Here is a 26,542-nt window from a genome sequence, read left to right on the forward strand (position 1 = left end):
GATCCAGAATCGACCAAACCAGCTCTTCTGCCATACCGTAGCTTTGGTACCACTTTTCGTACCTTCATCCCGCGGGAAGCGGTACCAAAGCTACGGTATGGCAAGGGGGACCTCCGGGGCAGTGCCCCCAGAGGTCCCCAAATGCATGAAGAGAATACGCTTATGCGTCTTGCCGAAGAAGGGGAGTGAGCCTGCCCTGGGAAAGGACGCTCACCTTGTGCATGGCGCGGCTGATCGCCGTATAGAGTCTCCTGCGAGAGAGGTCGTCCGAGGGATAGGCGCTTTCCTGCGCGTCCGGGATGATCACCTCATCGAATTCGAGGCCCTTTGCGAGAGCGAGGTCTAGGAGCACCACCCCGCTTGCAGGAAGGCCCTCGCCCTTCTTGATGGTGAGAACGGAATCGCCGAGCTGCTTGGAGAGCCAGTTGGCGCGAGGCCTATCCGCTGCCACCACAGCTGCAAGGTAGTTCTCGCCACCAGCTTCCGCCGCGCTGGCTGTCTCTTGGGCGCAATCGACGCGCCGTCGCAGCTCGTCGAGGTACGCTGCGGCATCTTCTGGCCCCTCGACGAGCTCTGGCACAGTGCCCTCGCGCTGAACCGAGCTGAGCGTGGCGCGCTCCCTGTCATCCAGGAGGCTGCAGAAGAGCTGGGTGATCTCGGGACTGGAGCGATAGCTCGTGAGCAGCTGGCATTCGCCCACCGAACCGTGCGTGCGGGAAAAGATCTCCCTGATCTGGTCGAAGCTCGCGCTGGCCGCACGGATGGCCTGGTGCTCGTCTCCCAGCAGGAGGAAATGGGCGCCGCTGAAGTAGCGTGCAAGCACCATGAGCTGGGCTGCGCCGTAGTCCTGCACCTCGTCGACCATCACGTAGCGGGCGTCGCGGGCGTGCCCTCCCGTGAGGAGGAGCTGCAGGTAAAGCCACTCAACCGCATTGAGGTTGGCCTTGCCCAGAATGCGAGAGCCAACATGGTCGATGCGCAGCCATTCCTCGCGCTCGATCATCTCGTGGGCACCCTCGTACCGGTGCTGCACGTAGCGCTTGGCACAAGCCGCAACCGCTGCGCCATCGGCGGGGTCCAAGTCGACCAACTCACCAAAGATGCGCAGCTGGTCGTCCACATCCAGCCCCATGACCTCATCCTGGAGCTCCTCGTCCCTGGACATCTGCGAGATCTTGCGATCAAGCCTCTCGTGCAGCTCCTCTTTCACCAGGGCGGTGAGACGTGGGCCGGGCTTCACGCGCGGGAACTTGTCCAGGGCGCTCTTTACCTGCGACGCCTTGAGGAGGACCTGTTCGTCCACGCGTATGTCGCGCAGGTCATCGACCCCAAGCGTGAGCATCTCTACGCCCTGCTCCAGCATGTCCAGCACGGCGGGATCGCTGTCCTCTCCCATTGCCCTTGCGCCCTGCCCCATGCCCTCGAAGAACTCGCGCCAGGTGAAGGTCTGGGGGTTCTTCTCGCCCAGGGAGGGAAGGACCGCGTCAATGTAGCGCTCGAACACTGAGTTTGGGGTAAAGAGGTAGACCTGGCTGGGGTCCAGGGTCCTGCGCTCGCGGTACAGCAGGAAGGCGATGCGTTGCAGCAGCACGGAGGTCTTGCCCGAGCCGGCTATGCCGCTCACGAGCAGCGCAGGCACGTCCTCGTGGCGCACCACCGCGTTCTGCTCCCGCTGGATGGTGGCGGTGATGGCCTGGAGCTTCTCGCTGTGATGGCTCTTGAGCGCCGAGAGCAGCAGGGAATCCTCGATGGCCACGTTGGTGTCGAAGTACATGTTGAGACGGTCCTCGCGGATGTCGAACTGGCGTCGCAGCAGCATCTCGACTTTGCGCACGCGCCCGTCCACCTCGTAGGAGCAGGGGCCCATCTGCTGGTTGTAGTAGGTCTCCGCAACGGGGTTGCGCCAGTCCACCACCAGGGGGCTCTGCCGCTCGTCGGTGATGCCCACGGCACCGATGTAGACGTCGCGCGGTGGGCGTCCGGGACGCATGCGCAGCCGGACCTTGGCGAAGTAGGGCTGGTGCAGGAGCAGCGTCACGCGGCCCAGACGCTCCACGTCGAAGTCGTGCGACTGGTTGTAGGCATCGATGACGGAGTTGAGCGTCTCGATGGCCGCCAGGGTCTCAAGGGTCTCATCCGCGCCGCCAAAGTCTCGCGTGACCTCCTCGGACATGGTGATGAGGTCCTTTGCAGCCTCTTTGTGGCTTACCTCGATGGAGTGCGTAAGCTCGTCCCTGAGGGCCACGAGCTGTGCGTACACCTCACTGAGGTGCGCCTGCTCCTCCTGGAAGACAGGGTCCTCGGGCGTTATCTCGCCTGTGGTGGCAGCTGCCATGTGACGTTGCTCCAAACCGCTTGCGCTGAATGAGAACAAGACATTGTACCCACGCGCATCCGTGCCATGCGGCTCATCGCGCGGGGGTCAGAGGGAGTGAGGAGAGAATATGCCACTTACCGCATAAATCAACCGCTCGCTGCCATAAAAGGGCGTATTCGAATAGCAAATCCTTGCTGGGGGTACATTCAACACAACAAGGGCAGCCGCAACGCATGGCGGCCGACGTAGGGGGTGGTGCCCATGAACAGCGAAGAGTCAAGTTTTCTGGCTTCCGCGGCAGGCATTGCAGGCCCCGTCTCTTCTGTCTAGGTCCGCAGCAAGACCCCGTTCGCGGCACAGGCGCCGCATCAGTCCAAGAGGACAGACGGTTTGACCGATGCCTCCGTCGGAAGCCCGAGCGCCACTCGATGAGGCGCTGCGCACTCAAGTGACTCAGATTTCGATGGCTGTCGAAGGAGCAGAGGAGTTGGTTCCAAAGTACAGATAATGGCCTCTCGGGAGGCATAGAACGACGCATTGGGGCAGGTGGCTTGGTTGCGCAGCCACCTGCCTTCCTTTCTGCCGCATCGATGCCCTTGCGCCACCTGATGTGTAGTACGCGATGAAATCGTGTAGTATTCCCTCATCAAACGTATGACGCGGCATGGCACGCCTGAGCATGTCGCTCGCAGAGAAGGAACCGCATCATGAGCGAGAAGACCATGAACCCGCTGGCTCTCAGAAACCAGCTTTGCTTTCCGCTGTACGCCGCCTCAAAGGAGCTCACGCGTAGGTACAAGCCCTACCTTGACCCCCTGGGCCTCACCTACACCCAGTACGTGACCATGATGGCGCTCTGGGAGGAGGACGGCCTGGCCGTGAGCGAGCTGGGCAAGCGGCTCTACCTTGACTCCGCCACCCTCACGCCGCTGCTCAAGCGCCTTGAGGCCCGTGGCTACGTCAGCCGCGCGCGCTCTGCGCGAGACGAGCGCGTCGTGGTCGTGAGCCTGACGGAGGAGGGCCGCTCCCTGCGCGACAGGGCAGTCGAGGTGCCCAGATGCATCTTCGGGAACCTCAACATGGACATAGGGGATGTCCGCCAGCTCAAGGAGCTCCTTGACAAGATGCTCGCCAGCTTCGAGTAGCCAAAGACCCTTGCCTACAGGCAGCTCTCTTCGATACGGCGCCTCAGCTCCTGGATGCCCGTCCCTGCCTCCGAAGAGGTGACGACCATCTGGCTGCGACTGATTCCGAACTGCTTTGCCAGGGCGGATGCCTGGCTCTCCTGCTTGCTGCGGCTGACCTTGTCCGCCTTGGTGAGGGCGACCACGAAGGGGAAGCCGTTCTCCTGCAGGAAGGCAAGGGTCTCTCGATCTGACCTCTGCACGTCGTGACGGATGTCCACCAGGGCCACCACCAGGTTGAAGCTGCGCTCCTGCTGGAAGTAGCCCCCAATGAGGTCTGCCCAGCGCTGCTTCTCGCTGCGACTCACCCTGGCAAAGCCGTAGCCCGGAAGATCGACGAACATGATGCCGTCCACGTCGAAGAAGTTGATGTTGGCCGTCTTGCCGGGCTGGCTGGAGACGCGCGCAAGCGACTTTCGGCCCAACAGCTTGTTCAGCAGGGACGACTTGCCAACGTTGGAGCGTCCCACGAAGGAGACCTCGGGTGTGGTGGGGTCGGGCAGCTGCTCGACGGTGCCGTAGGCACCCGAGTAACGCGCGGTCTCGTATTTGATGGCCAAGGTCGCTCCTTCGTTTGTGGCGGTCTTCCAGATTCTATCGTGCTGAAACGGGATGGCGCTACGAGAGGATCTCCTCCGCAAAGCCCACGCGCATGTTGGCAAGGACTACGCTGCCTTCCTCCTGGGTGGCATCGAGGTCCACGTCCGCGTCTATGCCGAAGTCGCGGTCGCCGTCCGCATCCTTGAGCATCTGGCGCACATGCCAGAGGTGCGCATCCTTCTCGCGGGAGTCGTCCAGCGTGAGAAAGTTCCAGCTGCGCGCGTCTGCGTCCAGCAGCACCTCGTCATGCTGCTCGTAGTAGCTGTCTATGGCAGCCCTCCACCGCGCCGCCCTCCAGCCCCACTCGCCGTCCAGCTCGCCCAGCAGCTCGAAGTCGCCTACGGCGATGGCACGCACGCGTGCGAAGAGGGCGTTGCGCACCAGCAGGGTGAGGCCGTGGCGGTCTCGCACCACCACGTCTGCCGCCTCCGGTGCGGCGCCCGCGTCCAGCTCCTCGCTCTGGCTCCCGCTCCACTCGTCCAAGAGGCTGGAGTCAACGGTGCGCACCAGCAGGCCCAGCCAGGCGAGAACGTCTTGGAGACGCTCGTCCAGCTTCTCCGAAGGAACGGTGCGCGAGAGTACGCGCCAGGCGTCAGAGAGGTAGCGCAGCAGGGTCCCCTCGCTTCGGGCCATGCCGTAGCGCTGGATGTAGCCCTTGAAGTCCGAGGCGGTCTCCACCATGTCGCGCAGGACCGACTTGGGGCTCAGCGCAAAGTCCGCCGCCCAGGGAACCTCCGCGACGTAGCGCGAGAATGCCTCTCCCAGGAGCTCCTCGAGCGGCTTGGGATAGCTCACGTCCTCCAGGCGCTCGAGCCTCTCCTCGTACTCGATCCCCTCGGCCTTCATCTCTGCCACGGCCCTGCCGCGCGCCTCGCGCTCCTGGGCGCGCAGGATCTGGGGAGGGTCCTCCAGGGTTGCCTCCGCCATGCTGATGAGGTCAAGCGCATAGGTCTCTGACTCGGGGTCCAGAAGCTCGAGCGCCGCCAGCAGGAAGGGCGAGAGCGGCTGGTCCAGTGCGAAGTCCTCGGGGAGGTCGACGGTGAGCGACCAGCTCTCCCGGCCGTCCTCGTCAACGCCCCGCTCCACCACGCCCGCGTCCATGAGCGTGGCAAATATCTCTTCCGCGCGCTGGCGCAGGGCGAGCTTCTCCTCGTCAGGTTGCAGGGAGTCCCCTATGAGCTGCATGACGCGCCCGTGCGCATCCCCTCCCTGCTCTACCTCCGACAGCACCATGGAGTGGGTGATGCGCAGGCGGGGGCGCAGAGTCTCGGGCGTGGAGGCGATGAGGGCGTCGAAGGTCTGGGAGTTCCATCCCACAAAGCCCTCGGGCGGCCTCTTGGTCTTCATCTTGCGGGCCTTCTTGGGGTCTCCGCCTGCCTTCGCGAGCGCACGGGCGTTCTCGATGTCGTACTCGGTTGCCTGCGAGATGACCACGCCCTCGGTGTCGAACCCAGATCGCCCGGCACGCCCGGCAATCTGGTGGAACTCTCGTGCGTTGAGCCTGCGCATGCGCCTGCCGTCGAACTTGGTGAGCTGGGTGAGCACGACGGTGTGGATGGGCACGTTGATGCCTACGCCCAGGGTGTCCGTGCCGCAGATGACGGGCAAGAGGCCCCTCTGCGCCAGCTTCTCGACCAGCAGCCTGTAGCGTGGCAGCATGCCTGCGTGGTGCACGCCCACGCCCGTGAGCAGCAGCCTCCTCAGGGTCTTGCCGAAGCTGGTGGTGAAGCGCGTGCCGGCTATGGCCTCCTTGACCTGGTCTCGCTGCTCGCGCGTGGAGACGCCGAAGCTGGCGAGGCCCTGGGCGGACCTGAGGGCGCTGTCCTGGGAAAAGTGTACCAGGTAGAGAGGGGCCTCGCCGGCGTCGAGGGCCACCTTCACCGTGGCCTCGATGGCGGTGTCCACGAAGCGATAGGAGAGGGGGACCGGACGTGGCGCATCCGTCACCAGGCTGCAGCCGCGCTCCGTGTGGCTCTCTAGCGTCCGCGCGATGGCGGAGACGTCCCCCAGGGTTGCGCTCATGAGGAGGAACTGCGCGCGGGGGAGGGTGAGCAGGGGGACCTGCCACGCCCAGCCGCGCTCGCGGTCCCCGAAGAAGTGGAACTCGTCCATGGCAACGCAGCCAACGTCTGCGCCCTCACCGTCTGCCAGGGCAAGGTTCGCCAGGATCTCTGCCGTGCAGCAGACCACGGGCGCCTGGGGGTTGATGGTCACGTCTCCGGTGATCATGCCCACGTTCTCGCGCCCCAGCACCGAGACCATGTCGAAGAACTTCTCGCTCACCAGCGCCTTGATGGGGGCGGTGTAGTAGCTACGGCGGTCGGTGCAGCAGGCCATGAAACACAGGCCCAGGGCAACCAGGCTCTTGCCCGACCCCGTGGGGGTGCCCAGGATGAGATGGTCACCGGCGGCAAGGTCCAGAAGCGCCTCCTCCTGGTGGGGCCAGAGCGTGATCCCACGAGAGTCAACCCAGCCCAGGAAGAGCTCAAGCGCGTCATCGGCGGGGATGTTGGGGAAATGCTCCTCGTCCGGCCAGGGTATGAGGGCCCCCAGGCCGGTCTCTTCGGGGGTGTTGCTGTCGCGCGTGGGCATGCTTGGCATGAGGGCTGGCTCCAGGGGTCTGCGTGGGCGGATGCTACTAGGATAGCCGCTTCCGGCCCCGCGGCCCCCTAGTTGCCTGACAGCTCCAGCTCGGCCCAACGGGGGTTGTTGGCGATGGAGCGCCCTATGCCCACGAGGTCGCAGGCCCCTGACCCGAGCAGCGCCTCGCCCTCCGAAGACCTCCTGACGCCCCCGGCGAGCAGCACGGGAACGTGGAGTCGGGACCTGATTAGAGTCGCGCTGTCCGCAAACCATCCCGGCTCCACGCTGTCCCGCCTGCTGTAGTAGCACATGCCACCCGAGACGCTCAGCAGGTCTATGTCCGGCTCCCAGGGGACCAGAAGGTCAGCCATGCGGCAGACGTCCTCGAGGGTGTTGCCACCGTCCAGGTAGTCGCAGGCACCCAGCCTGAGCGAGAGGGACATGTCCGCGCCCAGCTCCGAGCGCACTGCCCCAACCACCTCGAGGGTGAGCCTCAGCCGGTTTTCCAGGCTTCCTCCATAGATGTCTTGCCTCTGGTTGGTGAGGGGCGAGAGGAACTGGTTCAGCAGGTATCCGTGGGCCGCGTGAATCTCGACGCCGTCAAAGCCCGCCTGGCGGGCCCGCCGTGCGGCGGCTGCGAAGTCACCGGTGACGCGCGCAAGGTCTTCCGGGGAGGCCGCCTGCGGCAGGCAGTGGTTGCGCTTGGCGCCGGGGCAGGGGAGACCTCCCGCGCTCAGGGGCCGACTGCCCGTGAGGAGGGGGTCAGCGGCAGACCCCGCATGGGAGACCTGCACGAAGGCGGCGACGCCCTCCTCGTGCAGGCAGTCCGCCTCGCGCCTGAGTCCCTCCATGCAGCCGTCATGGGCGATGGACGGCTGACGCGCAGTCGCCCGGCCCTCATCGCCCACGAAATGATGGCCGCACTCCACAAGTCCCACGCGGCCCTGCTGGGCGAGATGGGCGAGTCTCTTGCAGAGCGCTTGCGTCACCAGGCCGTCTGGCGTGGAGCGTGCGAGGTCCATGGGCGCAACCACGATGCGGTTGGCCAGCTGCAGCCTGCCTGCGTCCAGCTCCTGGAGCAGGCGCGGCGTTGGTCCCACGCCGCGGCCGGCATGAAGACGCGGCCTTCCCATCAGAGACCCCTCTCGCCCAGGGCAGCCACGGCGCAGGGCTCGACGGCACCCAAGCCATGGCGCGCCAGCCCGAAGCCCGTGATGACAGGCAGGTCGAGGGGAAGGCCCGCTGCCTGGCCGCCTTCGGGCACGGCGAGCCCACAAGGGAGGGCGCCCGTGTCCTGCAGGGACGCCGCCATCTGTCCTTGGGGTGCCTCCAGCTCAAGGAGGCACCCATGCGCCCGCGTGGGGCTAACCAAGCTCTATGGCACCCATCGTATCGAGGAGCGCCTGGTACTCAGCCTCGTCCCTGGGGCGAAGCCCGTCCTCCACCCCCGCGACCATCTCTGCGTAGCTGAGCTCCCTGCCGCTCTCCTGTATCAGGTAGCGGGCGTCGTCTGAAGGCTCGCGGAACTGGGGCGCGCTGCTCTGGCTTGCGGACATGCTCTCCTCCAACCGAGTCGGGTGACCTTGTTTCGCTCCATATCATATCGCCTGTGAATGACGGGGGTCGCGCAGACGTAGCTTTTGAAAAAAAGTATACGGGTAATAGACTCACTTTCCAGATGAGCGGTCTGTCTATGTGAAAGAGACCTCGTGCGTCCTCGCCTATCCAGAATCGATTTCCACAAGAGGGGAGGCGAGAAGATGGACGGCATGCAGGGGACCAGGCTTCGAAGGCTGCGCAAGCGCACGGGCAAGACCCAGGAGAGCGTGGCCGCAGAGATCGGCGTTTCGAAGGCGACCTACAGCGCCTGGGAGACGGGGCGAAACGATCTGCGAGGCTGCTACGTCGTCCCCCTCTGCCGCTGCCTGGGCTGCTCGCCCAATGACATCTTTGGCTACGAGGGCACGCCCTCTCCCGTCATGCCCTACCTGATGGAGGACGCCTACTACGAGTTCTTCGAGCTCTACGAGCGCACTCCCGCCAACGTGCGCGAGGCGGTGCGCACCATGATGGAGAGCACCTCCAAGGTCAGGAAGCCTCGCGGACGTCAGGCTCCCCGCCTGCGCTAAGCTAGCCACAGTATCCGGCTGCGCCGTGGGCGCTCGGCTGTGGGGGTCGCATTGGAGAGGGATAGCCTCGTGCACGTCGCTGCCACGGGAGGCTATGGCAGCGTGTTTGGGGAGACTGACGGGGTCTGCGAGGTGGGGCTCCTAGACCCCTTGGCGGACGACTACTCCCTGCGCGTTCCCAGCTCCCAGCTCACGCTGCTGGAGGATGCCCTGCCGGACGGTCTGCCCGGGCTTTTGGAGGGCCTTTCCCTCTTCCACCTACGCGTGGGGCGCGGCCTGGATGTGGATGCCAGCTTCGAGCTCTTCCTGGGGAGGGACGAGGAGGGGCTCTACGGCCTCTGGTTCTCGCGAGGGCTGGAGCGTGCCAGGCAGCTGGCAAGCGTCTCATGGGAGGGTCTTTCGGGCTTTCGCTCCTGCGTGGGCGCCCTGGACCTCGGCGCCTGGCACGATGGTGGCCCTTCTTGTGGAGGCTGCTCCCTGGACGCTTGGGGCTGGTCCCTGGAGCTTGCCGGGGCGGGCCTCGGCGCCTCTGCCTTTGGACGCGAGGCGGCCCCCGGGGGCCTGCGCGAGCTCTGCCGCGTCCTGGCGCGGCTGGGCGCCCCCATCTCCTGGGGCGAGGCTGGCCCCGTCGCATCGGACGGCGCCTGATGGGGGAGGCCGGCGGCCCGGTGCGCTACTACGTCTACATGTTGGGCTGCGAGGACGGCTCGATCTACACGGGCATATGCACCGACGTCTGCCGTCGCCTGCGGGAGCACCTCTCGCAGGGCAGGCTTGCCGCGCGCTACACGCGCACCCATAAGGTGATCTCTCTCGAGGGCGCCTGGGAGGCCGAGGGGAGGTCCTGCGCGGGGAAGCTCGAGTGGCGCATACACCACATGTCGCGAGCCGAGAAGCTCAGGCTCCTCGAGGGCGGAGGCATTGCGGGGGAGGGCTACAGAGAGCTTCCCCGCGCGCTGTGCCAAAGCCTCTGGGAGAGGGCCGCCGAGGTCGTTGACGCGCGGTGACTCTCTCCTGACGCAGGCCCTAGAGCGAGATCTGGGCGTAGTTCCTGGCGAAGTCCAGCCTTGCCCTGGTGTCCGCCTGCCCCTCGTCGATGCTCTCGTAGCGCGGCTGTCTGATCTCCTCCACGTGGAGGTCGGGGCGGGTGTACCAGAGGTCGCGCTCCCAGAGCCGCTGCACCAGGTCCATGCGCTCGACGAGGTCCCAGTGACAGCGTAGAAGGAGCAGGAACTGGTCGTAGTACTTGGAGCCGGGGTCGATCTTGGTCTGTTCCGCGGCGGCATATGCCTCGCGCAGCTCCTGCGCGAGCTCGTCCGCCTCCGTTGAGGCGTCGGCCCTCTCCTGCCAGCTCTCCGAGAGGTATCTGTCCTCAAAGACCTGCTCTCCTGCGGACACGCGCTGGGCGAGCCCATCGAGCGTCCCCAGGAGCTCGCGTGCGAGGTCGTGGGCGTGCTGCTCCTCGGGGCTCTCGCTCTCCTCGGGCCCGGACGGCTGCCCCTGGCCTTCGTCTCCCTTTGCCGGCTGGACCTTCTGCTCCCCGTCCTCTCGGTAGCCTCCCGGCACCACGTGGGAGGCCTGCGGGTCATTGAAGCTCACGTGACAGCTGCCCATGACGAGGGGGACTATCACGAGCACCGCGAGCACGATGCCGCCCAATGCGGCAATGATGCGCCGGTCATGAGACCAGTCGTCGGTCAGGTGGCGCTCGGGCCTGCTGACGTCCATGGGAAGGGGCCGCATGACGTCGGAGGGGCCGATAAGGTCGATGGGGCCCGCGTCGGGCACCCTCTCGTCGGATGCCTCCCGCTCCTCTGCCTGGGCGCCTTCCTCGCCCGATTCCGGGCTGCCCTGCTCTGGGGCCTCACCCTCGCCGCCGTCCTCCTCGGGCGTCTCGCTGCCTTCGCCCTCCTGCTGAGCCTCAAGGCGGGTGATGCCGCCGCTCACCCATTCCTCCAGGCACCCGCCGCAGTTTTCGCAGCGAAGCTGTCCCTCCGCAAGGGGTGACCCACATTCAGGACAGAACTTCAGGGACATGACCGCTCCAGACCTCGTGCGGGGCCCCAGGGGGCCAACGCGCCAATCCTAAGCCAAGCTTATACGTTTTGCCTGCTTGGAGGCTTTGCGTCGCTCGCTGGTTCGGCAGACGTGACGCAGGCCAGGAAAACGGAGCGGGGCATGTGGGTAAGTTGCGTCGAGCTGATTATGAAGGCATTGTGAGGGAATGCTGAGCGAGTGGTCTAAGAACGAGCAGATGAAGGCGGGTGCTGGCAATGAAGAGGGGAGGGAGGGGCTTCTTTTCTGCCATGCGAGGGAAATTCGTCTGGCATTTAAGTTAACCGTGGTGTACATTCTTCTCGCACACAGCAGTTAGCCCAAAGACGCTCGCTGCCTGCATCGCAGAAACTAGAACGCGAGGGCGAGAGCCCTCCTTGACTGAACGTGGCCGCTTGCGGTCGGGGGACCGCGCAGGAGAAAGAGGGGTCGGCTATGAGTGAGATTCTTGACGTCTACGGACGCGAGGTTTTGGATTCCCGCGGCAACCCCACCGTCGAGGTGGAGGTTGCTCTGGTTGATGGCTCTGTGGGGCGCGCGATCGTTCCCTCCGGGGCCTCCACCGGCGAGTTCGAGGCCGTTGAGCTTCGTGATGGCGATGGGGACCGCTACATGGGCAAGGGCGTCCTGGACGCCGTCGCCCACGTGAACGAGGAGTGCCGCGAGGCGATCGTTGGGCTGGACGCGGCAGACCAGCGCGCCGTGGACGCGGCGCTGATTGCGGCTGACGGAACCCCCAACAAGGCCAAGCTGGGCGCCAACGCCATTCTGGGCTGCTCCCTCGCCGTGGCCCGCGCCGCCGCGGTCTCTGCCGGCCAGCCCCTCTACGCCTATCTTGGCGGCATCAACGCCCACACCCTGCCCACGCCCATGATGAATATCCTCAACGGTGGCGTTCACGCAGACAACAACGTTGACTTCCAGGAGTTCATGATCATGCCGGTAGGCGCCCCTGACTTCAGGACGGCTCTGGCCTGGAGCGCCAAGGTCTACCACACCCTCAAGGGCGTGCTCAAGGACGCGGGCCTCTCCACCGGCGTGGGCGACGAGGGCGGCTTTGCCCCCGACCTCAAGAGCAACGCCGAGCCCTTCGAGTACCTGATGGATGCCGTGCAGAAGGCCGGCTTCGTGCCTGGCAAGGACTTCATGTTCGCCATGGACCCCGCCACCAGCGAAGTGTACGACAAGGAGACCGGTCTCTACGAGCTCAAGGGCGAGGGCCGCAGCCTCACCAGCGATCAGATGGTCGACTACTGGGAGGAGCTCGTCGACAAGTACCCCATCGTCTCCATCGAGGATGGCCTTGCCGAGGAGGACTGGGACGGCTGGGTGAGGCTCACCGAGCGCCTGGGCAAGAAGGTCCAGCTGGTGGGCGATGACCTCTTCGTCACCAACACCTCTCGCCTCGAGAGGGGCATCGAGCTTGGCGCCGCGAACGCCATCCTGATCAAGGTGAACCAGATCGGCACCCTGACCGAGACGCTCGAGGCCATGCAGACCGCCCAGAGGGCCGGCTACACCTGCATCGTAAGTCACCGGTCCGGCGAGACCGAGGACACCACCATCGCGGACCTCGCCGTTGCCACCAACGCCGGCCAGATCAAGACGGGTGCGCCTGCCCGCTCCGACCGTGTGGCAAAGTACAATCAGCTCCTGCGCATAGAGGACGCTCTCCAGGAGTCTGCGGACTTCGCGGGCACCGGCGCCTTCTACAACCTGCGCTAGCAACATCGTTTACTCCTACCTGGCGCAAGCGGACCCTCTCCCCGCGAGCGAACAGGTCTTCGAGCGCCGCCGACGTCCCCCCTTTCCTGCGTCGGCGGCGCCTTTTTCTTAGCCGAGAAGAGAGCGAGGTCCGGGGAATGGGCAGTCAGAGCGCATTGTCGGTGAGCTGCGAAAGGCATCCCATCGATGGCTGCGACCAGGAGCTCAGCTCCCTTGCCCATGAATTCGTCGCCTGCTTCGTGCGGGCCTGCGCGGGCGTGATCGCGGGGGTCAAGCCCGCCGCCATCTTCTCGTTTCGCTGTCCCGACTCGGACGGCCGCGAGCGCGGACGCCTGTGCGAGCTGCTGCGCGCCCTGTCGCCCGCCCTGGGCGAGAGGGGCATCCGCCTTGTGGCCGTTGCGCGCAGNGCTAACTATTGCGGGAGGCAAAGATGGGCATCATCGACTTCGTGATCGTTGCCGGCGTCTTGCTGGCGCTGGCACTGTGCGTCCGCTCGTTCGTGAGCGGCAGGGGGGACTGCCATGACTGCGGGTCCTCGGGAGGCTGCGGCTCGCATGGCGGCGGGAAGTCCGGCTGCTCGGCCGCCAAGAGCATGCTGACCGACGTCGAGAGGGCGCTTGCCGCCGAGAGGGACGAGTAGCTCGCCCGACCTGTCGCCGATTGCTTTTGCCGCTGCGGGCAGAGTGGAAACAGTGGTGAAACTTCTCTGTGTCATGCTACCGTTCATCATTGGTCTTCTCATGGCCCAAGACCGGTACATGCTAGGAGGATTTCATGAGCCAAGACAGGAACGTAGACTTCGTCCTGAGGACGGTAGAGACGCGCAACGTGCGCTTCATCCGGTTGTGGTTCACAGATGTCCTTGGCAACCTCAAGTCGTTCTCCATATCATCCGAGGACCTGGAGGAGGCCTTCGAGGAGGGCGTGGGCTTCGACGGCTCCTCGGTGGAAGGCTTCGTCCCCCAGGAGGAGTCGGACATGCTGGCCTTCCCGGACCCCACCACCTTCCAGGTCCTGCCGTGGCGCCCCGAGGAGCACGGCGTTGCCCGCATGTTCTGTGACACCTACACTCCCTCGCGCGAGCCCTTCGAGGGCGACCCCCGCAATTGCCTGCGCCGCCTCTTCCGCATTGCGGACGAGAGGGGCTACGTGCTCAACGTGGGACCCAAGTTGGAGTACTTCTACTTTGACAAGGACAGCAGGGAGGTTCCCATCCCCCTGGATGACGCGGGCTACTTCGACTTCACCTCCTCTGACGCCTCAACGGACCTGAGGCGCCAGACCACGCTGAACCTCGAGAAGATGTCCATTCCCGTCGCCTACAGCTACCACTCCAACGCGCCTTCGCAAAACGGCATCGAGCTGCGCTATGCCGAGGCGCTCACCTGCGCGGACAACATCCTCACGGCGCGCCTGGTCATCCGCCAGCAGGCCTACGCCAGCGGCATGATGGCCTCGTTCATGCCCAAGCCCCTCACGGACGTCTCGGGGTCTGGCATGTTCCTCTACCAGTCGCTCTTCGACCACGAGGGCACCAACCTCTTCTGGGCCCCCAAGACGAGCCATCCGGCCCACCTCTCCGAGCTCGCCCAGCACTACGTCGCCGGCATCCTCAGGTACGCGCCCGAGTTCTGCCTGGTCACCAACCCGACGGTCAACTCCTACAAGCGCCTGGTGAGCAACGGGGAGGTCCCCGTCTACACCACCTGGGGACGAAAGAACCGCACCACCCTGGTGCGCGTCCCCACGCACAAGCCCGGCAAGCACCAGTCCTGCCGCATAGAGCTGCGCAGCCCCGACCCCACGGCCAACCCCTACCTCGCGCTCGCCGTCACGCTGGCCGCAGGCCTCAAGGGCATTGAGGAGGGACTCCCCATGCCCGAGGAGCTGACGCGCAACCCCGAGGACATGACGTGCGCCGAGCTCTCCGCCGCCGGCGTCCAGAGGCTTCCGCGCACCCTTGGGGAGGCCATCGACCGCTTCCAGGAGAGCGAGCTCATGCGAGAGGCCCTGGGAGGCCACATCTTCGACTACCTCCTGAGCGAGAAGCGCCGCGAGTGGCAGGAGTACAGCTCCGTGGTCACCGACTGGGAGAGGCGCACCTACTACGCGGGTCTCTAACGAACCTGGCGCATGCGCTTGCGATGAGGCGCCACCTCGGAAGGGGTGGCGCCTTTGTATGCAAAAAATTATTAAATGATTGATTCTATAGTCAAAAAGAGAGGTCAATAGAGCTAGATTTAAACACATGAATGAGGGGATGCGGGTGCTGCCCTGACGTTTGTCCCGGCGGCGTATGCCATGTGAGGGGGAAGACATGACTCAGCCAGAGGATCGCTCGGGCCAACGGGGGGTGTGGCCACGCCATGTGCTGCCGAGGGGCTGGCTGGCGCTTTTGTGCGCGCTGGTCCTGACCGCGGCCGCCTTCGGGCCACGTGCCGAGCCGGCCCTTGCCGCGGCGGAGGCGCCTGACACCGGGATAGTGGTGCGGAAGGCTACCGCCCGCCCCAACGAGGACGGCGGCTCTGCGGCGCTGGGAGGGCGGGAGACCCGCCTTACCTGGGAGGGCACCGTCAACGTCGCGGAGGGGGTCTCGTCCGTGACGCTCGAGCTGCCAGAGGGCTCGAGCTTCGAGGGGTCAAGCACGCGCGTGACCGTTCTCGAGGGGCTCGACCGCCAAGGCGTAGAAGGGACGGCCAGGCCCGAGGCGAGCTCGGTGACGGTGAGCTTCTCGGTCCCCGTTGCCGCGGGGTCGCTCCTGCGCCTCGAGGTGAGCGGAATGAGCTTTCCTTCCGCAGGCGGCGATTACGTGGTGTCGGGCTCCTACGTCACCGCCTCGGGAGGACAGGGAAGGCTCGAGGACTCTCCGGCCATCAGCGTGGAGGAGAACACTGCCGTGCAGCGCGTGGTCGGCTGGCTGGATGGCCAGCAGTGGGTCGAGGCGTGGAACTCCGTGCCCTTCCTGGGAATGTTCCTCAAGCCCCAGCTGCTGGTGACCTCCTTCGCCTCGCTCTTCCAGGGCTGGCTGCTCTGCCTTCTGGTGGTGACGGCGGCCTATCCCTTCGCCATCCTCCTGGGTCTGGCGTTCGCGCTCATGCGCATCTCACGAAACCCCCTGCTCAGGGGCCTCTCGTCCTTCTACATCAACGTTCTGCGCGGAACGCCGCTCTTCCTGCAGATCTATGTGGCCTTCTTCGGCCTGCCCATGCTGGGGATCAACATAGACAACACCCTCCTGGGCGTCATCGTGATCGCCGTCAACTCCTCGTCCTACCAGGCGGAGATCTACCGCGCGGGCATACAGTCCATTCCCCAGGGGCAGTACGAGGCAGCCCTCTCGCTGGGCATGACGAGGATGCAGACCATGCTCTGGATCATCCTCCCCCAGACGGTGCGACGTGTGATACCCACGGTGACCAGCGACTTCATCACCTCGTACAAGGACACCTCGCTGCTCTCGTCGGTTGGCGTCATGGAGCTCATGATGTTCTCCAAAAACCTGACCACGGTGACGGGCAACATCACGCCCTACATCGCCGCCGCCATCTACTACCTCATGGTCACGCTCCCGCTCATCAAGGTGGTGGGCATTGTGGAGAAGCGCCTCTCCGCTGCGGAGGCCGGACAGGGGCCGCGTCCCAAGGGCGACGGGAAGGGTTCGCTGAGCGTCGAGACGATCGATTCCATTGGAGGCGAGAGCAATGTCCGCTAGCCTGAAGTCCTCCTCCAGGGGCCTGTTGGTGCCAAAGGCCCTTGAGGCCGAGGAAGCCGCGCGCCTGGCCTGGGAGCATGACCTGAGCCTCTCGCGCCACCGCTTCGTGGAGGGCGAGCATCCCGTGGTTCGCATCGAGCACCTGAACAAGACCTTCACGGGAACCCCCGTCCTGCGCGACGTGAATCTCAACGTCTGGAACGGTGAGATCGTGGTGGTTCTGGGGCCCTCGGGTTCGGGCAAGTCAACCATGCTGCGCTGCATCAACCTTCTTGAGTCCCCCACCGCCGGCCACATCCTGATCGACGACAGGGAGATAACGGGCTCCAGCAAGACGGACACCACCCTGCTCAGGCGCGACCTTGGCATGGTGTTCCAGAACTTCAACCTCTTCCCGCACCTCACGGCCAAGGAGAACGTCATGATCGGCCAGACGAGGGTGCTGAGGAGGTCCAAGGAGGAGGCGGAGGGGGAGGCGCTCGCCCAGCTCGCCGCCGTGGGCATGGCGGACAGGGCGGATTTCAAGCCGCCCCAGCTCTCGGGGGGCCAGCAGCAGCGCGTCGCCATCGCCCGCGCCGTGGCGATGCATCCCAAGGTGCTGCTCTTCGACGAGCCGACCTCCGCACTTGACCCCGAGCTGGTGAGGGACGTGCTGGCGGTCATGCGCGACCTCGCCCTCAACAGCGGCATGACCATGATCGTGGTGACCCACGAGATGGGCTTCGCGCGCGATGTGGCCGACCGCGTGGTCTTCATGGAGGGTGGCGTAGTGGTTGAGCAGGGCCTGCCCGAGGAAGTCTTCGATCGTCCGCGGGAGGAGCGCACCAAGGAGTTCCTGGGCAGCATTCGTTGAGCCGGCCGGCCCGCGCCCGTTGCTCGCATCGGCACGTCCCGAGGGAGCCCCTTTTCAGGGGCTCCCTCGATTTGTGCTAATCTCTAAAGCAACTTTATCCATTTGGATAGCTGCACCCCGCAGGGGGCTGGGGTTGGGAGTGGGGATGCATCACAAGAACATCTTGCTGGTGGCCAGGACATCGCGCTACATAGAGCGCATGCGCGAGCTCAAGCGAACGCTCGACGTGTCCATCCTGCCAAGCTCCCCAGAGACCTTCTCGCAGGCCATCAACTCAGGCCACAGCTTTGACCTCGTGATCCTGGACGGCGAGGGGCTCGGCCAGGACACGCTTGCCGCCGTCGACTCCTACGTCTCCGACAACGGCTTCATTCCCGTGCTGGTCATCCAGGAAGAGAGCAAGCTGGCCAAGCTCCGCCTTCCCTCGCAGGGCAGGAACGACTTCATCCTCAGCAGCTCTGGCCAGGCCGAGCTTGAGGTGCGCTGCGCGCTGCTCCTCTGGCCGGGCGAGGAGAGCGCCCCGGCTGACATCGTCACCATTGACAACATGACGATCAACCTGGCCACCTATCAGGTCTACATAGACGAGCAGCCCGTTGACCTCACCCTCATGGAGTACTCGCTGCTCTCTTTTTTGGCGACGCACCCCTCGCGCGCCTACTCGCGCGAGACCTTGCTGCATCGTGTGTGGGGCTTCGAGTACTGCGGTGGCACCCGCACGGTGGACGTGCACATACGACGCGTGCGCTCCAAGGTGGGTCCCCAGGTCGCGGCGCACATCGTCACCGTCAGGGGCGTGGGCTACCTGTTCAAGCTGTAGCCTGCGACCCGTGCGCCCCTCGGGCGCGGACGGACCCATTCAGAAAGCGGAAAGTCTTGTTTCCCTCGCGTGCATGACAACGCGGCCGAGGGAGGGCTGCCATGCCAATTGGTACAGTCGAGTTGTCAGTGTATGGCGGGCAATGGCTGCCCACCTTCCCTAAAGAGGTGCATGAGCATGGATAACAACAAGAGCGGGCTTCCTCCCTTCCCCGAGCGCCGGACGGACGTGGCCCCGCAGGCGCCGCAAGATCCTCACGAGGCGCCCACGCAGGTGCGGGCACGCATCGAGCGCGAGGAGGCTGGCGAGGGAGCCACCTCGGCGGAAGCGCCAGGCGGAGCCGGGGGCGGCCGTGGAGGGCACCCCGTCAGGAACGTCCTCGTGGGCGGGCTTTCCGGCGTCATCGCGGCAGGGGCCCTGGTGCTTGGCCTGAGGGCCACCGGCGTCATAGGCGGCACGCAGATCATCCGCACCACCGACAGCGCCGCCGGCCAGACCGTCTCCATCTCCGCGAGCGGAGAGAACGTCGACGTTGCCAAGGCCGTTGCGGCCAAGGCGCTGCCCTCCGTCGCGTCGGTGCACGTGAGCACCGCCAAGGGCTCTGGGCTGGGCTCTGGCGTCGTTCTGGACGACAAGGGCAACATCATCACCAACTACCACGTGGTGAAGGACGCCACGGCGATCTCGGTGACCATCAACGGCAAGAGCTTCGACGCCACGCTCGTGGGCACCGATGCCTCCAGCGACCTCGCAGTTCTTCATGTCGATTTGGGGGACACCAAGGTGACGCCCATGGAGGTGGGCGACTCCGATTCCCTCGTGGTGGGGGATTGGGTGATGTCCATCGGCAGCCCCTTCGGCCTTGACCAGTCCGTCTCCGCGGGAATCGTGAGCGCACTCACGCGCAACCAGCTGCTTGAGAGCAGCTCGGGAGCCACGCTCTACACCAACCTGATCCAGGTGGACGCCGCCATCAACCCTGGCAACTCAGGTGGCGCGCTTGTGAACTCGGAGGGCAAGCTGGTGGGCATATCCACGCTCTACTCGTCCGACACGCAGTCGTTCGCGGGCATAGGGTTCGCCATCCCAGGCAACTATGCCGTGAGCGTCGCCAACAAGATCATCGCCGGCGAGACCGTGACGCACGCCTACATCGGCCTCACCATGCAGACCGTGAACGCCCAGAACGCCCTGCGCAACAACCTTCCCGTGAACCAGGGGGCATACGTGGCGTCCGTGACCGAGGGCGGTCCCGCCGCGGAGGCGGGCATCAAGAAGGGGGATGTGATCACGGCCATGAACGGCGAGGCCATCACCTCTGCGGACGGCATGATACTGAGCGTGCGCTCCCATTCCATCGGCGAGAAGGTCGCCGTCACGGTGCGCCGCGGAAGCCAGGAGCAGACCTTCATGGTGACCCTGGGCTCCGACGAGGCGCTTCAGGCCGAGCAGCAGAAGAACCGCACGCTGGATGACGGCGGCAACGGCGGAGGCAAGAACGGAATCACCACCGACCAGCTCTACGACTACCTCGAGCAGATCTACGGCCAGCGCCAGAACAACGACAAGGGCGGCTCGACCCTCTCATAGCCCTGTGCCGCGCACCCCTCGGGCGCTGCGTGTCCCCGCGGCCCTTGCGCTATACCGTAGCCTAGTCCCACTTTTTCGGCGAAATCACCCAGAAAGTGGGACAAGAGCTACGGTATGGCGCCTTTTTGTGTGTTGAGGTCATTGGGGGTGTGCCACTCGTGCAATTGATGCCCCTTAGGGGTATAACAAAGTCAGATTTAATACCCCCCAAGGGGTACTAAAGGAAGACAGACGAGAGGAGCGCCCATGGCGGAAGATGCTTGCGTCTCCTGCGCGCACAAGAAGCAGACCCCCCGCAGCGAGCGGCTCAAGCGGGACGTCGGCAGGCGCATCAACCGTGCGATGGGCCAGCTCAGTGGCATCAAGGTCATGGTCGAGGAAGACCGCTACTGCGGTGACGTGCTCATGCAGCTCGCGGCCGTCGAGTCTGCCGTGAGGGCGATCTCGCGCGAGCTCATGAAGGACCATCTTGAGACCTGCGTGGTTGAGCGCATTCAGGCGGGTGACACGGAGGTAGTCGATGAGGTCATGGACCTCTTTAGGAAGTTCATGTGATGGAAGAGGATGCAGCCAGGGAGACCTTCGACGTCACGGGCATGACCTGCGCGGCATGCTCCTCGCGCGTGCAGAAGGCTGCGGAGAGGGTGCCGGGCGTCCGCTCGGCAAGCGTGAACCTGCTCAAGAACTCGATGGAGCTGAGCTATGACGGCAGGCCCGCCACGCTCTCAGCCGTGAGCGCGGCCGTTGACAAGGCAGGCTACGCCGCCGTGCCGCGCAGCGCTGGCGTGCCGGTAGCCGAGGGGCAAGGCGAGACTGCCTCCAGCTCTGCCTCGGCGGGCGGATTCGTGGATCCCAGGCGTTCCGCCCAGAGAGCCATCGGGGAGAAGAGGCGTCAGCTGATGGTCTCGCTGGCATTCTCGCTGCCCCTGTTCTATCTCGCCATGGGCCCCATGCTCTCCTGGCCCCTGCCGCCTGCGCTGGCGGGGGAGCAGAACATGATGGCCCGTGCCCTCACGCAGCTGCTGCTTTGCGTTCCCACGCTCTTCGCCAACCGGCACTATTTCGTCATGGGCTTCAAGACGCTTCTTCACCTGTCGCCCAACATGGACTCGCTCATCGCCATAGGCTCTGCCGCATCCTTCGCCTACAGCGTTGCAAACCTGTACCAGATGGCCTTCGCTCTGGGACGGTCGGACCTCGTGGGCGCGCACGCGGCGTTCCACGACCTCTACTTTGACTCGGCAGGCATGATCTTGACCCTCATCACCCTGGGGAAGTTCTTCGAGGCGCGCGCCAAGGGTCGTACCACCAGCGCGATCAGCACGCTCATGGACCTGTCGCCCCAGGAGGCGACGCTTCTGCGGGACGGGCGCGAGCTGCGCGTCCCCACGTCCCAGCTGAAGCCGAAAGACCGCGTGGTGGTGCGCGCGGGGGAGTCCGTGCCTGCTGACGGCGTTGTGGAGGAGGGCTTTGCCTCCATAGACGAGTCGGCGATCACGGGAGAGTCGCTTCCGGTGGAAAAGTCGGTGGGCAGCCAGGTGACGGGGGCCACCGTTTCGCGCGGCGGCTGGTTTGTCATGGAGGTCACCGCGGTTGGCCAGGACACGGCCCTCGCGGGCATCATCCGCCTGGTGGACGAGGCCACCAGCAGCAAGGCCCCCATCGAGCGCCAGGCGGACAGGATCGCGGGCGTCTTCGTGCCCGTGGTCATGGCCATCTCGCTGCTTACGCTGCTTGCCTGGCTTCTGGTCCTTGCTCCGGGGGACTTTGCCTCAGCCTTCAACCACGCCGTGTCCGTGCTCGTCATCAGCTGCCCTTGCGCGCTGGGGCTGGCGACGCCCACCGCCATCATGGTGGGAACGGAGCGCGGTGCCGCGAACGGCATCATGATCAAGAGCGCCGAGGCGCTTGAGGAGGCCTGTGGCCTGGACGTCGTGGTGCTTGACAAGACCGGAACCGTCACCGAGGGCCGTCCTCGCGTGATGGGCCTGCGGCTTGCCCATGGCGTCGAGGAGGACGAGCTCATGGGGCTTGCCGCGGCGCTGGAGCGCAAGAGCGAGCATCTTCTGGCGGAGGCGATATGCTCCTACGCCGACTCGCACAACATCGCCAGCGAGGCCGAGGTCAAGAACTTCGAGCAGGTTGCTGGCGGCGGCCTTGAGGCAGACGTTGCGGGCCATCACGTGCTTGCGGGCAATGCCCGCCTCATGGGGCGGCGGGGAGTGGACATCTCTGCGCTGCAGGGCGAGGCGAACGAGATGGCGGGTCGCGCCCAGACCGTCCTCTTCTTCGCCGCCGACGGGCAGACCCTGGGCGTCGTGGGCGTGGCGGACAACGTGAAGGCAAGCTCCGCTGCCGCGGTCGCCCGCCTTCGTGGCATGGGCATCCGCAGCGTGATGCTCACGGGCGACCAGCCACAGACGGCGGCGGTCGTCGCACGCCAGGTTGGCGTGGACGAGGTGGTTGCCGGCGTGCTACCTGGCCAGAAGGAGGAGAAGCTGCGCGAGCTGCAGGGGACGGGGCTGAAGGTGGCGATGGTGGGCGACGGCATAAACGATGCCCCCGCACTCGCCCGTGCCGACGTGGGAATCGCCATCGGCGCCGGCACGGACGTCGCCATCGAGTCCGCCGACATCGTGCTGATGCGCTCGGACCCCGCCGACGTTGCAACTGCCATCGAGCTCTCCCGGGCCACCATGAGGAACATCCGCCAGAACCTCTTCTGGGCGCTGTTCTACAACGCCATCTGCATCCCCGTTGCCATGGGAGCCCTGATGCCCCTGGGCATCTCCCTCAACCCCATGATCGGGGCCGCGGCCATGGGCTTCTCGTCGGTGTTCGTAGTGAGCAACGCGCTCAGGCTCTTCGGGTGGAAGCCCTCCGTAGCCCCGGCCACCGCACAGCCAGGATTCGATTCTCCCTCCGGGGAGGAAGGAAGGAGCAAGGAAATGAAGACGAAGAAACTGTCCATCGAGGGCATGATGTGCAACCACTGCGTGGCACACGTGCAGGAGGCGCTTGAGGCGGTCAAGGGTGTCGAGAATGTGCGGGTCTCGCTCGGGGACAAGTCCGCCACCCTGGACGCGGGGCTTCTCGTGAGGGATGAGGCCCTTGAGAAGGCCGTGGCCGACGCTGGCTACACGGTGATCTCCATCGCCTAGCGAGAGATGGGCTGAGGCCTCCCGGGCCGGCCAGGGCTATGCCCGGCCGGCCCGGGAGGCCTTCGTCCCGCGCAGGCGCAGCACGAACCCGCAGGCGACGAGCGTGACCATGAGCGAGGCTCCCATGAGCACGCCCTGGGCTCCAAAGGCGTCCGCCAGGGCTGGGGCAGCAAGCAGGGGGATCACGCCCGAGCTCATGATGCCGATGCGGATGACGCTGCTCACCCTGCCTATCTGCCCTATGTCGCAGCGCGACTGCACCAGGGTGTGATGCACGGGCATGGACATGCCGCTGCCCAGTCCCACCACAAGCTGGCCCAGCACGGCGCACCAAAGCTGGTCGGTCCCCACATAGAGCAGGCACCCCAGCCCCTCCAGGAGGAGCGTCGCCGCCAGGAGCAGCAGGCTGAGACGCTCCTTGGGGATGCGAAGCAGCGCCATGGAACCCAGCATGCAGCCCACGCCGCCGATCATGGACAGCCAGCCCATCCAGGCCTCGTCCAGCGCCAGGACGTCTCGGTAGAAGACGGATTCCAACGAGTCGAAGGCCCCAAAGGCGAAGTAGCCAAGAAAGCAGATCGCAAGGATGAGCCTGAGCTCGTGGGAGGAGAGCACCGTGCGCAGCCCCTCTGCGAACTCGCGCACACCGTCCCCGGCGGCCGAGGGTCCCTGCCTTCTCTCGACGTGCGAGCGGATCCTCTCGTGGCTCTGAAGGGCAAAGGCCAGCGAGGCGAGCAGGGCAAGCCCCATCAGGGCAAACACCGCCGACGCGGAGCTGAGGCTGGCAACCAGGCCTCCCAGGCCAGGGCCCAGGACGCTCGCCGCCCCCGAGATGCTGTCCACCAGGCTGTTCACCTGCTTGAGACGCCCCTGGTCATTGGTGAGGTAGGGCGCAAAGGCGCTCAGCGTGCCTCCCGCAAATGCCCAGACGGCGCCAAGGGCAAGCGAGCTTCCCATGAGCAGCGCCGCGCTGGGTGGCAGGAGCCAGGTTGCCAGCGAGCAGACGATGCCCGCCACCAGAGAGCAGATCAGAGTCTGGCGAGGCCCCACGCGGTCTATTGCTATGCCCGCCACGACGCTTCCCGCCAGCATGCTGGCGTTGTAGGAGAGGGTCAGGAGCGAGACGAGGCCAGGACCCGCGCTCAGCGAGAAGGTTGCCTGGCCAATGATGCCAATGAAGTACGAGGCCTGGAAGGCCATGATGAGAAAGAGCGCCGAGAGTATGAAGGCGCGCTCGTCGCCATTGCAGCGACGGAGTTCCTTGATGAAATGCATGGGAGTTCTCCTGGGGAAATGTCAGGCATCTACCTGAGATGCGCATGTGTCATGAAGGCCGCGGCATGTGTGCCATGCAGCTCTAGTGGTCCAGAGACCCTGCCGTCCATGTGGTCATCGCGCATTCCCCCTCTGTGTCCCCGAGGCCGCCCTTGGCCAACGGAAACCGACACGTGGAGAGGATACACCATCCCCATCGCCCTGACGCATGGGGAGTGCGCGCTGTTGCGGTCGGCGGCATCTCTTTTTGGCGGCTTGACTCTATGATGGAAGGCCATGGTGATGGTGCGGGCCCCAAGGAGAGACGCATGAGCGAGAACGTGCAGGAATCACAGATGTCGCTGTTCGGCGAGCCGCAGGGCGGGCCTGCGGAAGCCCCTCGCGCGCAGACGCCGGCCGCACGGGTGGTCGAGCTCAACCGCATCCTGACGCATGCCGCCTACCAGTACTACGCCCTCGACGACCCCGAGATGACGGACGCCGAGTTCGATCGCGCTCTGCGCGAGCTGCAGGCGATAGAGGACGCGCATCCCGAGCTCGTCTCGCCCGAGAGCTACACCCAGCGCGTCGGCGGGTTCGTGTCCGAGCAGTTTGCCCCGGTGGCCCATGCCCGGCGCATGTATTCCATCGATGACGCCATGGACCTCGCCGAGCTGGACGAGTGGCTGGCTCGCACGGACGAGGCCCTGGGAGCCACCCCCGAGAGCCCCGTGGCCTACACCTGCGAGCTCAAGATAGACGGTCTGGGCGTGGCGCTCACCTACCAAGACGGCCAGTTCCTGCGCGCGGCCACGCGCGGCGACGGCAGCACGGGCGAGGACGTCACCTCAAACGTGCTCACCATCAAGGACGTGCCCAGGTCCCTCTCGCGGGCGGGCCTTGCGAGAGTCGACGGTGGCGGCTTCGGCCACAGCATCGAGGTGCGTGGCGAGGTCTACATGCCCAAGCACAGCTTCGTGCGGCTCAACGAGGAGCGAGATGCCGCGGGAGAGCAGGTCTTTGCCAACCCCCGTAACGCCGCCGCAGGCAGCCTGCGCCAGAAGGACGCAAGGGTCACGGCCCACCGTGACCTCGAGACCTTCGTCTACGCCGTGGCGGACGAGGGTCCGCTTGAGGTGGACAGCCAGCACTCCTTCCTCGACTGGCTGCGTTCCTGCGGCTTCCATGTGAACGACCATGCCGTCCGCGTGACCAGCTCGCGGGAGGTGCACGACTTCTGTCTCGACGCCCTGGGGCGTCGAGGGGACCTTGACTACGACATCGACGGCGTGGTGGTGAAGGTGGACTCCTTCGCTGGCCAGGACAGCCTGGGCTTCACGGCTCGGGCCCCGCGCTGGGCAATTGCCTTCAAGTTCCCTCCCGAGGAGAAGGTCACCACCCTGAGGGAGATTCGCGTGCAGGTGGGGCGCACGGGCGTGCTGACACCGGTGGCGGAGTTTGATCCCGTGGTGGTTGCCGGCTCGACCATCGCCCGAGCGACCCTGCACAACGTGGACGAGGTGCGCCGCAAGGACGTTCGTGTGGGGGATGAGATCCTGGTGCACAAGGCGGGAGACGTCATCCCCGAGGTGGTGGGGCCTGTCACCAGCGGCGAGCTGCTGGAGCTGCACCGCGCGCGACCCCTCTGGTCCATGCCCACGCACTGCCCCAGCTGCGGCAGCCCGGTCCTGCGCGAGGAGGGGGAGGTGGCATATCGCTGCGTGTCCATCGACTGCCCGTCCCAGGCAACGGAGCGCCTCATCCACTGGGGGAGCCGCAAGGCCATGGACATCGACGGTCTGGGGGACGAGCTCGTGGGGCGTCTTGTGGGGCAGGGCCTGCTGAGCGATGTCGCCGACTTCTACGACAAGCTTGACGCGGAGGCCCTCGCAGGCGTTGGCACCGGCAGGCGCTACGAGACGAGCAGCAAGGACCACCTGGAGGGCGACCAGATTCTGGTGGGGCCGACCATTGCGGGAAAGATCATGGCTCAGGTGGAGGAGTCCAGGGGCCGTGGCCTCGCGCGCGTCCTCTTCGGCTTGGGCATACGCCACGTGGGCGTCAACGTTGCCGCCCTCTTGGCGAGCAGCTTCGGCAGCATGCAGGCGCTCGCGGACGCAAGCGAGGAGGACATCTCGCAGATTGCGGGCATCGGGCCCAAGATCGCCTCCTCCGTGCGCGCGTTCTTCTCAGTGAGGGAGAACGTGGCCGTGGTCGAGAGGCTGCGCCAGGCGGGCGTGAGCCTCGAGGACTCCGACTTCGGCCGAGGGAGCGAGCGTCCCCAGACCCTTGAGGGCCTCACCTTCGTTCTCACGGGCACGCTCGAGAGGCACAGCCGCACGGAAGCCGGAGACGCCCTCAAGGCCCTTGGCGCCAAGGTGTCGGGGTCGGTCTCGAAGAGGACGAGCTTCGTGGTGGCGGGTGCCGCCGCGGGCTCGAAGCTCGCAAAGGCCCAGCAGCTGGGCGTGCCGGTGCTGGACGAGGAGTCGCTCGAGCGCATCCTCGAGACGGGCGTGCCTCCCGTCCCCGACGCCGAGGGCGGCCTTGCCTAGGAGGTCC

At 65.6% G+C, this 26,542-nt stretch carries 22 protein-coding genes; 14 read left to right on the plus strand and 8 right to left on the minus strand.

What is annotated here, in order from left to right; genetic code table 11:
* Positions 1-160: 160 nt before the first annotated feature.
* Positions 161-2,335 carry a HelD family protein gene (locus CZ375_RS01640; protein ID WP_077597586.1) on the minus strand — a complete coding sequence of 725 codons (2,175 nt, stop codon included), beginning with the start codon at positions 2,333-2,335 and terminating at the stop codon, positions 161-163.
* Between the two features lie 689 nt (positions 2,336-3,024).
* Here CZ375_RS01640 and CZ375_RS01645 point away from each other — a divergent pair.
* Positions 3,025-3,462, plus strand: coding sequence for a MarR family winged helix-turn-helix transcriptional regulator (locus tag CZ375_RS01645; protein ID WP_077597587.1), 438 nt, complete (start codon positions 3,025-3,027; stop codon positions 3,460-3,462).
* Between the two features lie 14 nt (positions 3,463-3,476).
* Here the strand turns inward: CZ375_RS01645 and yihA are convergent, their stop codons facing one another.
* The 5 genes from yihA to CZ375_RS01670 all read right to left on the minus strand — a co-directional run bounded on the left by yihA (position 3,477) and on the right by CZ375_RS01670 (position 8,240).
* The gene (yihA, locus tag CZ375_RS01650; RefSeq protein WP_077597588.1) at positions 3,477-4,061 is read right to left on the minus strand and encodes a ribosome biogenesis GTP-binding protein YihA/YsxC; all 585 of its coding nucleotides are present in this window, start codon (positions 4,059-4,061) and stop codon (positions 3,477-3,479) included.
* 58 nt (positions 4,062-4,119) lie between these two features.
* Positions 4,120-6,702, minus strand: a complete 2,583-nt coding sequence (locus CZ375_RS01655) for a DEAD/DEAH box helicase (RefSeq protein ID WP_407668498.1) — start codon at positions 6,700-6,702, stop codon at positions 4,120-4,122.
* Between the two features lie 68 nt (positions 6,703-6,770).
* Entirely contained in the window at positions 6,771-7,817 is a 1,047-nt protein-coding gene (locus CZ375_RS01660) for an oxidoreductase (protein ID WP_077597589.1), read from the minus strand.
* Entirely contained in the window at positions 7,817-8,056 is a 240-nt protein-coding gene (locus tag CZ375_RS01665; RefSeq protein ID WP_159438336.1) for a hypothetical protein, read from the minus strand. The genes CZ375_RS01660 and CZ375_RS01665 overlap by 1 nt, the downstream gene beginning before the upstream one ends.
* Positions 8,049-8,240, minus strand: a complete 192-nt coding sequence (locus CZ375_RS01670; RefSeq protein ID WP_077597591.1) for a hypothetical protein — start codon at positions 8,238-8,240, stop codon at positions 8,049-8,051. Before CZ375_RS01670 ends, CZ375_RS01665 begins: the two co-directional genes overlap by 8 nt.
* Before the next feature lie 204 nt (positions 8,241-8,444).
* Here CZ375_RS01670 and CZ375_RS01675 point away from each other — a divergent pair, with 204 nt between their 5' ends.
* The 3 genes from CZ375_RS01675 to CZ375_RS01685 are packed head-to-tail and all read left to right on the plus strand — an operon-like array spanning position 8,445 to position 9,820.
* Positions 8,445-8,813, plus strand: a complete 369-nt coding sequence (locus CZ375_RS01675; RefSeq protein WP_077597592.1) for a helix-turn-helix transcriptional regulator — start codon at positions 8,445-8,447, stop codon at positions 8,811-8,813.
* A gap of 51 nt (positions 8,814-8,864) precedes the next feature.
* A complete protein-coding gene (locus CZ375_RS01680) occupies positions 8,865-9,461 on the plus strand; it encodes a hypothetical protein (RefSeq protein WP_143803049.1) in 597 nt (198 codons plus the stop codon).
* A complete protein-coding gene (locus tag CZ375_RS01685; RefSeq protein WP_077597594.1) occupies positions 9,461-9,820 on the plus strand; it encodes a GIY-YIG nuclease family protein in 360 nt (119 codons plus the stop codon). The genes CZ375_RS01680 and CZ375_RS01685 overlap by 1 nt, the downstream gene beginning before the upstream one ends.
* Before the next feature lie 19 nt (positions 9,821-9,839).
* Here CZ375_RS01685 and CZ375_RS01690 read toward each other — a convergent pair whose 3' ends face one another.
* Entirely contained in the window at positions 9,840-10,850 is a 1,011-nt protein-coding gene (locus tag CZ375_RS01690) for a zinc ribbon domain-containing protein (protein WP_143803050.1), read from the minus strand.
* 453 nt (positions 10,851-11,303) lie between these two features.
* Here CZ375_RS01690 and eno point away from each other — a divergent pair, with 453 nt between their 5' ends.
* The 9 genes from eno to CZ375_RS01740 all read left to right on the plus strand — a co-directional run bounded on the left by eno (position 11,304) and on the right by CZ375_RS01740 (position 22,729).
* Positions 11,304-12,593, plus strand: coding sequence for a phosphopyruvate hydratase (gene eno, locus CZ375_RS01695; RefSeq protein ID WP_077597596.1), 1,290 nt, complete (start codon positions 11,304-11,306; stop codon positions 12,591-12,593).
* Between the two features lie 430 nt (positions 12,594-13,023).
* Positions 13,024-13,233 (plus strand): hypothetical protein, encoded by a 210-nt coding sequence (locus CZ375_RS01705; RefSeq protein WP_077597598.1) that lies wholly within the window; start codon positions 13,024-13,026, stop codon positions 13,231-13,233.
* A gap of 134 nt (positions 13,234-13,367) precedes the next feature.
* Complete coding sequence (locus CZ375_RS01710; RefSeq protein ID WP_077597599.1) at positions 13,368-14,714, plus strand: glutamine synthetase family protein; 1,347 nt, start codon at positions 13,368-13,370, stop codon at positions 14,712-14,714.
* 196 nt (positions 14,715-14,910) lie between these two features.
* Complete coding sequence (locus CZ375_RS01715) at positions 14,911-16,305, plus strand: amino acid ABC transporter permease (protein ID WP_234966800.1); 1,395 nt, start codon at positions 14,911-14,913, stop codon at positions 16,303-16,305.
* Positions 16,295-17,158 carry an amino acid ABC transporter ATP-binding protein gene (locus tag CZ375_RS01720; protein ID WP_077597601.1) on the plus strand — a complete coding sequence of 288 codons (864 nt, stop codon included), beginning with the start codon at positions 16,295-16,297 and terminating at the stop codon, positions 17,156-17,158. The genes CZ375_RS01715 and CZ375_RS01720 overlap by 11 nt, the downstream gene beginning before the upstream one ends.
* A 145-nt stretch (positions 17,159-17,303) precedes the next feature.
* Positions 17,304-17,978, plus strand: coding sequence for a winged helix-turn-helix transcriptional regulator (locus CZ375_RS01725; protein WP_077597602.1), 675 nt, complete (start codon positions 17,304-17,306; stop codon positions 17,976-17,978).
* Positions 17,979-18,149: 171 nt separating this feature from the next.
* On the plus strand, positions 18,150-19,568 hold the full coding sequence (locus CZ375_RS01730; protein WP_234966802.1) for a S1C family serine protease: 1,419 nt from the start codon (positions 18,150-18,152) through the stop codon (positions 19,566-19,568).
* Positions 19,569-19,814: 246 nt separating this feature from the next.
* Complete coding sequence (locus CZ375_RS01735; RefSeq protein WP_077597604.1) at positions 19,815-20,123, plus strand: metal-sensing transcriptional repressor; 309 nt, start codon at positions 19,815-19,817, stop codon at positions 20,121-20,123.
* Complete coding sequence (locus CZ375_RS01740) at positions 20,123-22,729, plus strand: heavy metal translocating P-type ATPase (RefSeq protein WP_077597605.1); 2,607 nt, start codon at positions 20,123-20,125, stop codon at positions 22,727-22,729. Before CZ375_RS01735 ends, CZ375_RS01740 begins: the two co-directional genes overlap by 1 nt.
* A gap of 36 nt (positions 22,730-22,765) precedes the next feature.
* Here CZ375_RS01740 and CZ375_RS01745 read toward each other — a convergent pair whose 3' ends face one another.
* A complete protein-coding gene (locus CZ375_RS01745; protein WP_077597606.1) occupies positions 22,766-24,004 on the minus strand; it encodes an MFS transporter in 1,239 nt (412 codons plus the stop codon).
* A 308-nt stretch (positions 24,005-24,312) separates the two neighbouring features.
* Between CZ375_RS01745 and ligA the strand changes: the two genes are divergently transcribed.
* Complete coding sequence (gene ligA / locus CZ375_RS01750) at positions 24,313-26,535, plus strand: NAD-dependent DNA ligase LigA (protein WP_077597607.1); 2,223 nt, start codon at positions 24,313-24,315, stop codon at positions 26,533-26,535.
* The last annotated feature ends 7 nt before the right edge of the window (positions 26,536-26,542 follow it).

Origin of the sequence: Olsenella urininfantis, assembly GCF_900155635.1 — a bacterium.
Taxonomy (GTDB): Bacteria; Actinomycetota; Coriobacteriia; order Coriobacteriales; family Atopobiaceae; genus Olsenella_G; species Olsenella_G urininfantis.